This is a genomic window from Pseudomonas sp. lyk4-R2A-8 (genome assembly GCF_030209095.1).
In the GTDB taxonomy this organism is placed as follows: Bacteria; Pseudomonadota; Gammaproteobacteria; order Pseudomonadales; family Pseudomonadaceae; genus Aquipseudomonas; species Aquipseudomonas quebecensis.
In genome coordinates this window covers 1-10,982 of record NZ_JARVSS010000020.1, presented here as the reverse complement: position 1 = coordinate 10,982, position 10,982 = coordinate 1, and the positions used below count along the sequence as shown (strand labels likewise).

At 61.3% G+C, this 10,982-nt stretch carries 11 protein-coding genes; 4 read left to right on the top strand and 7 right to left on the bottom strand.

Translation table 11 applies throughout. From position 1 onward, the window contains the following. The first annotated feature begins 899 nt into the window (after nt 1-899). Nucleotides 900-1,664 carry an SDR family oxidoreductase gene (locus QRN10_RS19190; RefSeq protein ID WP_285428912.1) on the top strand — a complete coding sequence of 255 codons (765 nt, stop codon included), beginning with the start codon at nt 900-902 and terminating at the stop codon, nt 1,662-1,664. Nucleotides 1,665-1,867: 203 nt separating this feature from the next. Continuing rightward, entirely contained in the window at nt 1,868-2,773 is a 906-nt protein-coding gene (locus QRN10_RS19185) for a cation diffusion facilitator family transporter (RefSeq protein WP_181080441.1), read from the top strand. Here the strand turns inward: QRN10_RS19185 and QRN10_RS19180 are convergent. The 5 genes from QRN10_RS19180 to ureE all read right to left on the bottom strand — a co-directional run bounded on the left by QRN10_RS19180 (nt 2,745) and on the right by ureE (nt 6,449). Next, nucleotides 2,745-3,863: an AGE family epimerase/isomerase gene (locus QRN10_RS19180; protein WP_285428910.1), complete on the bottom strand. Its 1,119-nt coding sequence runs from the start codon at nt 3,861-3,863 to the stop codon at nt 2,745-2,747. The two genes, QRN10_RS19185 and QRN10_RS19180, sit on opposite strands and share 29 nt — an antisense overlap. Nucleotides 3,864-4,030: 167 nt before the next feature. After that, nucleotides 4,031-4,603, bottom strand: coding sequence for a HupE/UreJ family protein (locus QRN10_RS19175; RefSeq protein ID WP_181080439.1), 573 nt, complete (start codon nt 4,601-4,603; stop codon nt 4,031-4,033). A gap of 23 nt (nt 4,604-4,626) precedes the next feature. Then, the gene (ureG, locus tag QRN10_RS19170; RefSeq protein ID WP_003188109.1) at nt 4,627-5,241 is read right to left on the bottom strand and encodes an urease accessory protein UreG; all 615 of its coding nucleotides are present in this window, start codon (nt 5,239-5,241) and stop codon (nt 4,627-4,629) included. Between the two features lie 36 nt (nt 5,242-5,277). After that, nucleotides 5,278-5,952, bottom strand: a complete 675-nt coding sequence (locus QRN10_RS19165) for an urease accessory protein UreF (protein WP_285428909.1) — start codon at nt 5,950-5,952, stop codon at nt 5,278-5,280. Continuing rightward, nucleotides 5,949-6,449: an urease accessory protein UreE gene (ureE, locus tag QRN10_RS19160; RefSeq protein ID WP_181080437.1), complete on the bottom strand. Its 501-nt coding sequence runs from the start codon at nt 6,447-6,449 to the stop codon at nt 5,949-5,951. Before ureE ends, QRN10_RS19165 begins: the two co-directional genes overlap by 4 nt. Nucleotides 6,450-6,726: 277 nt before the next feature. Here ureE and QRN10_RS19155 point away from each other — a divergent pair, with 277 nt between their 5' ends. Next, nucleotides 6,727-7,233 carry a C40 family peptidase gene (locus QRN10_RS19155; protein WP_253510203.1) on the top strand — a complete coding sequence of 169 codons (507 nt, stop codon included), beginning with the start codon at nt 6,727-6,729 and terminating at the stop codon, nt 7,231-7,233. Between the two features lie 5 nt (nt 7,234-7,238). Here QRN10_RS19155 and QRN10_RS19150 read toward each other — a convergent pair whose 3' ends face one another. Next, nucleotides 7,239-7,871, bottom strand: coding sequence for a TetR family transcriptional regulator (locus QRN10_RS19150; protein WP_003171415.1), 633 nt, complete (start codon nt 7,869-7,871; stop codon nt 7,239-7,241). Between the two features lie 161 nt (nt 7,872-8,032). Then, nucleotides 8,033-8,437, bottom strand: coding sequence for a hypothetical protein (locus tag QRN10_RS19145; protein WP_181080435.1), 405 nt, complete (start codon nt 8,435-8,437; stop codon nt 8,033-8,035). Nucleotides 8,438-8,807: 370 nt separating this feature from the next. Here QRN10_RS19145 and QRN10_RS19140 point away from each other — a divergent pair, with 370 nt between their 5' ends. Beyond that, entirely contained in the window at nt 8,808-10,877 is a 2,070-nt protein-coding gene (locus QRN10_RS19140) for an AsmA family protein (protein WP_285428908.1), read from the top strand. The last annotated feature ends 105 nt before the right edge of the window (nt 10,878-10,982 follow it).

Below are 10,982 nucleotides of genomic sequence, written 5' to 3'. Positions count from 1 at the left end.
GTGGGGACGATCAGCGCGCGCCATTCAACCAGGCATCAAGATCGTTCCCACGCTCCCGCGTGGGAATGCAGCCCGCGACGCTCCGCGTCGCCCGTGCACGGTGGCCGAAACCTGCGGCGCCTGTGCGCAATAGCCAAAACCTGCGGCGCTTGGCGGGACGCGGAGCGTCCCAAGCGGCATTCCCACGCAGAGCGTGGGAACGATCAGTGCGCGCCAGCGCCATGTCGAAGATTTGTCGATCCACAAGGCTTATCCCAAATTGTGGAAAACAAATCCAGCCCAGCTCCAAAGCGCGACATATAGCCGCCGCAAATCGCTGTTTTGTCACACTTTTGACTTGTCCCCATCCACTGTGGAACCGGCTGTGGGTAACGTGGGAGTAGCTCGCTGAAAGCCTTTAAAACCGTGGCTTTCAGCTGCATGATCGTTTTTTGATCAGTGTCTTTTTCGTGAGGGATCGAGGGGTTTGTCAACCTGTTTAAAGACACAGGTATATGACTGAATTATGTCCTCCAGGCCTGTGGATAAGTCTGTGACTAAACTCTGGAAAGACCTCCGCAGAGGCCGAAATGACTGGCCTGGAGCCATCGTTCAAGATTTTCGGCGTCGCCTTGAGCTACATAGGTGCCAGTGAAGGTCAAGCAAAATACTTTCTAAAACCGGCTGCAGGCCTTATATACAGCGGCTTTGAAGGTTTACCACTTGCCCCCAAAGACTGTGGGCGCAGTTGTGGATAACCTGCGTGCATCTGGCTGCAGACCACGGTTTATGGGGCTATTCGCGAGTTGGTCATAATTTGATCAGGTGCGCGGGGGTTGTGATGCGTAGCGGTTGCCGCGACGACGAGGGACGGGCATCCTGCTGGCTGATTTTTTCCCGTCGCTCGCAAGGAGAACACCATGTCCGACACGCTGTTTATTACTGGCGCCACCTCTGGTTTCGGCGAAGCCTGTGCTCGGCGTTTCGCCCAGGCCGGCTGGAAACTGGTGCTCACCGGCCGCCGTGCCGAGCGGTTGAATGCCCTGGTTGAAGAGCTTTCCAAGCAGACCGAAGTGCACGGCCTGGTAGTGGACGTGCGTGACCGCAAGGGCATGGAAAACGCCATCGCTAACCTGCCGCCGTCGTTCGCCACCCTGCGCGGGCTGATCAACAATGCCGGCCTGGCGGTGGGCACCGACCCCGCGCCCAAGTGCAACCTGGACGACTGGGAAACGATGGTCGACACCAATATCAAAGGCCTGCTGACCACCACCCATCTGCTGCTGCCGCGCCTGATCGCTCATGGCCGTGGCGCGGGCATCATCAACCTGGGCTCCATAGCCGGCAGCTACCCGTACCCCGGCAGCCATGTGTACGGCGGCTCCAAGGCGTTCGTCAAACAGTTCTCCCTGAACCTGCGTTGCGACCTGCAAGGCACCGGCGTGCGGGTGACCAACATCGAGCCGGGCCTGTGTGAAAGCGAATTCTCCCTGGTGCGTTTCGGCGGTGACCAGGCGCGTTACGACGCCACCTACGCCGGCGCCGAACCGATCCAGCCGCAGGACATCGCCGACACTATCTTCTGGGTGCTCAACACCCCGGCGCACGTCAACATCAACCGCCTGGAGCTGATGCCGGTGAGCCAGAGCTGGGCGGGGTTTGCGATTGAGCGGGGTGCGAAGTAAGGCTTTAGACCGAGTCGCTGCCATCGGGGGCAAGCTCCCTGCCACACTCGACCGTGTTCACAAACCTGATATGTGCACCGGTCAACTGTGGGAGGGGGCTTGCCCCCGATGGCGTCAAATCGGCCAAAACACGGCATAAGGTATACTCGCCGCCTGAAAGCCCCTCCGCATCGTGCGGATTTAGGGTTTTGACGGGAGGCAATGTGAGTAACCGAGGTGAGCAGTCACTGCTCAAACAATCGACGATTCTGATGTTCGCGGTCGCGATCGCCGGGATTGTCACGGGCGTGGTATCCGGCGCCCAATCCATTCTGTTCGACGGCTTCTTCTCGCTGATCGCCACCGCCATCAAGGTGCTGATGCTGATCACCGCCAAGCTGATCGCCAAGAAAAGCAACGAGCGTTTCCAATTTGGCTACTGGCACCTGGAGCCGATGGTGCTGCTGATCGAAGGCAGTTTCCTGCTGCTGATCGCCATCTATGCATTCCTCAACGGCGTGTTCGGCATTATCAATGGCGGGCGCGAGGTCGAATTGGGCCTGGTGATTATCTACGCGGCGGTGTTTACCGTCGTCGAGTTCGGCTATTTCTTCTATGTGCGTTATCGCAACCGCGCACTGAAATCTTCGTTGATCCAGTTCGATAACATCAGTTGGCTGGTGGACGCGATGCTGTCGGTGGGGCTGCTGATCAGCTTCCTGGCCGCACTGTTGCTCAAGTCCCAGGGCTATGCCGAGTGGGCGGTGTATGTCGACCCGCTGATCCTGATCCTGCTGGCATTGAGCATGCTGGCGCCGGCGTTCAAGATCCTGCGTCCGGCGTTGCGCGACGTGTTGGGGATTGCGCCGGATCATCTGGACGACACAGTGCGCGAGGTGATGGACGCGTTGAAAGCCCGCCATGGTTTCGAGGACTACGTGTCGTATGTGCAAAAGCACGGGCGCGCGCGGTTCATCGAAATCCATGTGGTATTGCCGGTGGATTACCCGGTGAACAACGTTGCGACTCTCGACGCATTGCGTGAGGAGATATCCACAGGGCTGGGCACGCCGGATGCGGCGCGCTGGTTAACGATCAGCTTTACCGCAGATCGTAAGTGGATTGCGTAAGGCCCTGGTAACAGGTGGCCAAGTGATACGGCGTGGTCGACGGCATGTCCCGTCGGCTCACGGCGCCGTTGGCATCCAGGCATTCGTGCCAGCCTTTGTCGTGCAGGAAGTGCTGCTGCAGCGCCAGCAATTGGCGTTGCAACACGGCCTGGCTGTTGGGGCGCAAGGTCAGCGCGCGCAGGTATTCGGCCTGGGCCCAGATACGCTGGGTGCCGTCGCGCACGCTGCCGTCCAGGGCGAGCATGCCGCTGACCGCGCCGGTTAACTTATCCACACCCGTGAGTTCGGCATAGGCAAACGCACGCGTCAGTGAGGCATGCAGCGGCGTGCCCCGCAGCACGTCCGATGACTCCAGCAAAAAGAACCATTCGAACTGGTGGCCCGGCTCAAACCAGTTATCCACAGCGCCCAGCGGCTTTTCCATCATCACGCCGTGCCGGCGGTCGATGAAACGTTGCTGCATGGCCGTTGCCAGGTTGAGCAGGGCGGCTTGCACGGCGGCGTCTTCGCGCACCGCGAGGGTGGCGAGAAAGCCTTCGGCCAGATGCATCAACGGGTTCTGCAGCGGGCCGGAATCGAGCGATGACCAGTCGCGTTGCAGGACGGCGTCGTACAGGCCGTCATCGCTGGCGAAACGTTGTGCAACCACTGCCAGAGCGGCATTGAGCACCGATTCCACCAACGGTTCGCGCACCTTGGCCCAGTAATGGGCGCAGGCGAAGATGATGAAGGCGTGGGTGTAGAGGTCTTTGCGCGTGTCCAGCGGCTGGCCGGCGGGGTCGATGCTGTAGAACCAGCCGCCGTGCTCGGCGTCGTGAAAGTGCCGCTGCAGGGAACGGAACAACGCCGCCGCCCGCGCTTCGGCATATTCGGCATCGGCCTGGCCGATCAGGCTGGCGAATAGATACAACTGTCGTGCGCAAGCCATGGCGCGGTAACGCTGCGGCGGCAAGGGGTGGTGGTCGGCGTCCAGCGCCTCGTAGGGCAACGCCAGCTCGGCATTCCAGCCCGGGCCTTGCCACAGTGGCACGATCAGGTCATGGAAGTGGGTGAGCACGGTGTTCAAAGAGGGTTGGGAAGCGCTGGGCATTGGCTGGCGTCGTCACGGCAGGGGTGTAGGCGCGCATGGTAGCAGGCTTGGGTTCTGTGGTGTCTGTGGCAGAGCTATCGGGGGCAAGCCCCTCCCACCTTTTGATAGCGATGCAGCCAAATGTGGGAGGGGGCCTGCCCCGATGAGGCCTTCAGCCGTGCTGCAAATCAGCCCGCCAGCAACCAGACTCCAGTCGCCGCCGAAGCCGCCCCGGCTACTCGCACCATTGGCGCCGCCGCCGTCGGCAGGAAGCGCACCAGTGCATAACCGGCCGCGTGCAGTGCCGCCGTCGCACCGACAAAACCAGCAGCGTACGCCCAAGGGCTGGACATATCCGGCAGTTCCAGGCCATGGGCCACACCGTGGAACAGCGCAAACAACGCCGTGGCGCCAATCGCCACGAACAGCGGCGGCCGTACCGCCAGCGCCACGGCCAGGCCCAGCGCCAGAACCGAGGCGGCAATTCCGTTTTCCAGCGCCGGCAGCGCCAGGCCCTCGAAACCCAGCAGGCCGCCAATCAGCATCGTGCCGACAAACGTGCACGGCAGCGCCCAGCGCGCGGCGCCTTTTTGCTGGGCGGCCCACAAGCCCACCGCCAGCATGGCCAGCAAATGATCGAGACCGCCCAAAGGGTGACTGATGCCGGCCACCAGGCCGTTGTCGCCGTGGCCGGGGTGGGCAAAGGCCAACGCCGGAGCGATGAGCAGGGCTGCGGTGGCAAAGAGTTTGTTGAGGCTCATAACTAGCTTCCTTAGAAGAGGGATCAGGCGGCGGTCAGCAGACCCTGGCGTTCGATAAAGGCCACGATGTCATCCAGGCCAACGCCGGTTTTCTGGTTGCTGAACACAAAGGGTTTACCGTTGCGCATGCGCTGGGTGTCGCTGTTCATCAGCTCCAGCGAAGCACCGACCAGAGGCGCCAGGTCGATCTTGTTGATCACCAGCAGGTCGGATTTGCAGATACCCGGGCCACCTTTGCGCGGCAGTTTGTCGCCGGCGGACACATCGATCACGTAGATGGTCAGGTCCGACAGCTCCGGGCTGAACGTCGCCGAGAGGTTGTCGCCGCCGGATTCCACCAGGATCAGGTCCAGGCCGGGGAAGCGGCGGTTGAGTTGATCCACCGCTTCCAGGTTGATCGAGGCGTCTTCCCGGATCGCGGTGTGCGGGCAGCCGCCGGTTTCCACGCCGATGATGCGCTCGGGCGCCAGGGCCTGGTTGCGCACCAGGAAGTCGGCGTCTTCGCGGGTATAGATATCGTTGGTGACCACCGCCAGGTTGTAGCGATCGCGCAGCGCCAGGCACAGGGCCAGGGTCAGGGCGGTCTTGCCGGAGCCCACCGGGCCGCCGATGCCGACGCGCAAGGGTTGTGTGTTCATGTGTTTCTCCGAAGTAAGGGGCGCCAAAAAAAGAACCTATGAACGAAACAGCCGGCTGTACTGGCGCTCATGGGCCATGCACGCCAGGGACAGGCCAAACGCGGCGCTGCCGTAATGGTCGGGATCGAGGCGGCTGGCCTCCTGCTGGGCGCTCTGAAGCAGCGGCAACAGTTCGCTGGTCAGGCGCTGGGCCGCTTGCTGGCCCAGAGGCAGGGTTTTCATCAGCACGGCCAGTTGGTTTTCCAGCCAGCTCCACAGCCACGCGGCGAGGGCGTCGTCGGCGCTGATGCCCCAGGCGCGCGCGGCCAGCGCCCAGCCGAGGGCCAGGTGCGGTTCGCTGAGGTGCTCGAGAAAGCGGCGCGCGGCGTCGTCCAGCTCGGGCAAACCGTTGAGCAGTTGTTGCAGGGAATAGCCCATCTGCCGGCTTTCTTGATACAGCTCTCGGGTCTCACGGCTGGCGCGGTGTTCTTCGCATAACTGCGACAACCGTGGCCAATCCCGAGCAGCCGCGGCCCGGCAATGCGCAAGCAGCAGCGGTGCCTCGAAGCGTGCCAGGTTGAGCAGCAACTGATCGCCGATCCAGCGTCTGGCGCTCGTCGCATCGTGGACCCGGCCATTCTCCACGGCCATCTCCAGGCCCTGGGAATAGCTGTAGCCGCCAATCGGCAATTGCGGACTGGCCAGACGCAACAGCGCCCAGGCTGGGTTCATGGACGCACGCCGAACTGATGCAGCTTGGGTGGGTAGTTGAAATCTTCATCGCCATGGCGCGAGTGATGATGACCGCCGCCGTAAGCGCCGTGTTCCGGATGGAACGGCGCCTCGAGGGTGTCGGTGTGGGCACCCAGTTGTTCGAGCATGGCCTTGAGCACGTAGTCGTCAAGCAGGCGCAGCCAGCCATCCCCGACCTGCAGCGCCACATGGCGGTTGCCCAGGTGATAGGCGGCGCGCGTCAGTTCATAAGCGCTGCGGCAGGTGACGTGCAGCAACTGTTCAGGGCGCGCAGTGACGCGTACGACACGTCCGTCTTCGGCCTGCAGGCATTCGCCGTCGTGCAGCGGCGGCTGGCCGCGCTCCAGAAACAGGCCGACGTCTTCGCCATCGGCACTGAAACAGCGCAGACGGCTTTTGCTGCGCGCTTCGAAGTTGAGCTGCAACTCGGCGGCCCAGAGGGCTTGGGGGGCGATTCGGCGGTGGATCACCAGCATCAGAAAGCTTCCAGCGAGGGGCGATAAACCAGCTAGAGCAAGGGCCTTGCCAACCCTGAGTAAGCGTAGGAATTACCTGTAGGTAGGCGTGCGTGTGCCACGTAACAGGGCGGTCGGGCAAAACTGAATCGCCCCAAAAGTGTGCGCCGGGAAATGCGTTGCACTCCTTGAGAGCGGTTTGGGAATTTTCCTACAAGGACTCAGGAATTCACGCTCATCGAGGTACACGCACAGTGATTAGGCTTTGCGGCGTGTTTAATCCCCTGCGACGTTTATCATGATCAAGTCATTTTTAACTGCCGTTGTTATCGGCCTGGCGTTTGTCGTTTCAACGGCATCAGCCAATTACCAACCGCGTTCAACCTTTGGTTCTTCACTTCACAACGTGCCGTCGGCCTCCATCGAGAATGTGGTCGACCGCGCCCACCAATTGCTCGGCACCCCCTATAAATGGGGGGGCACATCGATTGACCAGGGGTTCGACTGCAGCAGCCTGCTGGTCTACCTGTTCAAGACCCAGGCCAATATCCAGATTCCCCGCACCACCGCGGCAATGCACCGCTCGACGGCCGCGACCATCCAGCGCAACGCGCTCAAGCCCGGCGATGCGGTGTTTTTCAAGGGGAATGGGCGTGGGCAGGTAAGCCATGTAGGGCTTTATATCGGCGAGGGCAAATTCATTCACTCGCCGCGTACTGGCAAGAACGTCCGTATCGACTCGTTGAGTAACCGCTACTGGAACAAGCATTACACCACCGCCAAGCGTTTCCACAACGCCGGTTGATCGGCTTATTCGGTGCTGCCCAGGCCTTGCCAATGTTTGAGGCCGATAAAGATAAAGCGTAACTGCTGGGTGATTTTCGCCTGGGGTGTGAGGTGGGCCGGCAGGGCGTGAGGCGGTGGATCGATGATATCGGGCAGGGTGGCGAACACGCTCTTGACGATCAGGTCGGCCATCACGTGCAGCCCATCGGCATTCAGATGCTGCAGCTTGGGCATCAGTGTCAGGTCGGCGGCCAGGTCGCGGGTGATGTCTTCGCGCAAGGCGGCGATGGCTTGGCGCACGGCCAGGCAGCCACCATATTGCTCGCGGGCCAGGAACAGGAATTGCGAGCGATTGGCCGATACCACATCGAGAAAGATCCGCACGGACGCGTCGATGATGCCGCCCATGACGAATTCGTTGTGGCGCACCAAGCGAATGGTGGCGCGGAAGGTCTGGCCGACTTCGCTCACCAGCACCAGGCCCAATTGATCCATATCGGCAAAGTGCCGATAGAAACCGGTGGGGACAATGCCGGCCGTCTTGGCCACTTCGCGCAGGCTCAAGCTGCCAAACCCACGGCCGCACTCCATCAGATGGCGGGCTGCGTCCATCAGGGCGAGGCGGGTCTGTTGCTTTTGTTCGGCACGGGGCAGCATGGGCGGGCGAGCTTTGTGGACAAGTACAGCGACGCACTCTAGCAAAACCGCTCGAGCGGCGTCGAACTTGACGCGGGTGGGGCGGTTAAGGACGTGACAGGTCTTGCAGAAAGTCAAAAGCCCGATCGGTGGATCGGGCTTTTTTTCGGGCCATCACAGGCTCAGCTCTGAGCTTGATGCATTGCTTCCAGGCGGTCGGCACCACCCTCGGCCACTGCGTTGCGTTCCATCAGACGGTCGGCACCACCTTCAGCAACGCCGTCGGCGTAGCCACGTTTGTTGGCACGGTCGGAACCACCTTCAGCCACTGCATTACGCTCCATCAAGCGATCAGCGCCACCTTCAACCAGACCTTTCTCTTGCAGACGGTTGAAGCCGTTTTCAGCCACGGCGCCTTTGGCGTAGTCGCGGTTCTCTTCTTCCTGCGAACCGCTGCGTGCCAGGGTCTGGCTGGACTGCACGGCTTGGGCTTTGTTTTGTGGGGTCGCTTGTTCGGCGGCTGGCAGAGCAAAAGCGCTCGAAGCCAGGACAGATAACAGGACGGTAGCGAGTAGTTGGCGTTTCATGATCAGTTGCTCCTTGGGAGGGCGATAAAGTGGGTACAGGGCTAATGCTACTCTCGATAAGTCGATATAAAAGTTCATAAACACAATGGTAATAATCAACAGAATTGATTGTTCTCGCCGAGGGCTCTAGAACGCGGCTCTCAAGCACGCGGTTTTGCACCGCAGTGGGTATTTTCGACACGCATGCGGGTAACATTGGTGCGCGACAAGCTGAGAAATCTGTCGAGTCGGTCAGGAAAATGCCGATTGAGCGGCTTTTTTTCCCGCTGAAACGGGTTTGGGTTAAACCCGCAGGCGGTTTGCCAGTCGTAGTCTTGTAAGCTGTCCTAAAGGCTGCCCTTCAGCCGGTCGTATTCAGGAGTCCTGTGCAATGACGCGCACTCGTAAAATTGTGGTTTGGAGCTGCGCCAGCTTCGTTGTATTAATCGCTGCAGTGGTCCTGATCCTGGTGTTCTTTGACTGGAACCGCATCAAGCCGCCCCTCAACGCCAAAGTCTCCGAAGAGCTGCATCGCGCGTTTGCGATCAATGGCAACCTCGCCGTGAAGTGGCAGCGCGAGCCCGATGAAGGCGGCTGGCGAGCCTGGGTGCCCTGGCCCCACGTGATTGCCGAAGACCTGACCCTGGGCAACCCGGACTGGTCGAAGCAACCGCAGATGGTCACGCTCAAAAAAGTGGAATTGCGCATATCGCCCCTGGCTTTGCTGGCGCAGCGTGTGGTTATCCCGCGTATCGACCTCACCGAACCGAGCGCCGAGTTGCAGCGCCTGGCCGACGGCCGCGCGAACTGGACGTTCACGTTCGACCCTAAAGATCCCGACGCCGAGCCTTCCAATTGGGAGGTGGACATCGGTGCCATCGGTTTCGACAAGGGCCACGTGACGCTTGACGATCAAACCCTCAAAACCCAGCTCGATGTGATCATCGACCTGCTGGGCAAGCCCATTCCCTTCGGCGAAATCGTCGGCGATGCCGATGCCAAAAAGGCGCTGGAGAAAGGCTCCGCGCCCCAGGACTATGTATTCGCCCTCAAGGTCAAAGGCCAATACCACGGTCAGAAACTCGACGGCGACGGCAAGATCGGCGGCCTGTTGGCCTTGCGGGACGCGGCCAAGCCGTTCCCGTTGCAAGCGCAGGTCAAGATCGCCGACACCCGCATCGCCCTGGCCGGCACGCTGACCGATCCACTGAACCTGGGGGCTCTCGACCTGCGCCTGAAGCTCGCCGGCGCCAGCCTGAGCAAGCTGTATCCGCTGACCGGCGTTACCTTGCCGGATTCGCCGGCGTACGCCACCGACGGCCATTTGATCGCCAAGCTGCATGAGGCCAGCGGCGCGTCGTTCCGCTACGAAAACTTCAATGGCAAGATCGGCGACAGTGATATCCATGGCGACCTGGCCTATGTCGCCAGCCAGCCACGCCCCAAGCTCAGCGGGACGCTGGTGTCCAACCAGTTGCTGATGACCGACCTCGCGCCCCTGATTGGCGCCGATTCCAACGACAAGCAGAAAGCCCGTGGCGGCGAGAGCAAGCAGCCCGCCACCAAGGTGCTGCCGGTGCAGGAGTTTCGCACCGAGCGTTGGCGCGACATGGACGCCGATGTGGAATTCACCGGTAAGCGTATCGTGCACAGCGCCGACCTGCCCTTTACCGACCTCTACACCCACCTGGTGCTCAACGACGGCGAACTGAGCCTGGAACCGCTGCGCTTCGGGGTGGCCGGCGGCAAGCTCGACGCGCAGATTCGCTTGAACGGTCGCACCACGCCGATGGAAGGGCGTGCCCGGCTGACCGCGCGCAATTTCAAACTCAAGCAGCTGTTCCCAAGCTTTGAACCGATGAAAACCAGCTTCGGCGAACTCAACGGCGATGCGGATATTTCCGGGCGCGGCAACTCCGTCGCTGCGCTGCTGGGCACCTCCAACGGTGACCTGAAGATGTTGATCAACGACGGCGCCATCAGCCGTGGCCTGATGGAGATCGCCGGCCTCAACGTGGGCAACTACGTGGTGGGTCGCCTGTTCGGCGACAAAGAAGTGAAGATCAACTGCGCCGCCGCGAACTTCGGCGTCAAGAGTGGCCTGGCCACTACGCGGCTGTTCGTGTTCGATACCGAGAACGCGATCATCTATGTCGACGGTACGGCCAATATGGCGAGTGAACAGTTGGACCTGACCATCACCCCCGAATCCAAGGGCTTTCGGATGTTCTCCCTGCGCTCGCCGCTGTACGTCAATGGGCCGTTCATCAAGCCGAATGCGGGTGTCAAAGCCATTCCTCTGGCCCTGCGCGGCGCGGGCATGGTGGCACTGGGCGTGATCGCCGGCCCGGCGGCCGGCCTGCTGGCGCTGGTGGCGCCCAGTGGCGGTGAGCCGAACGAGTGTGCGCCGTTGCTGCAGCAGATGAAGGAAGGTAAAGCGCCGAAGACGGTGAAGGGGTGATCGTCGAAAATGTCAGAAAGAGCGACCCTTGGGTCAATGCCAGTCAGTTGAGAGACGGAACGGGCAACCAGTAACCTGTGGCGAGCGGGCTTGCCCCGCGTTGGG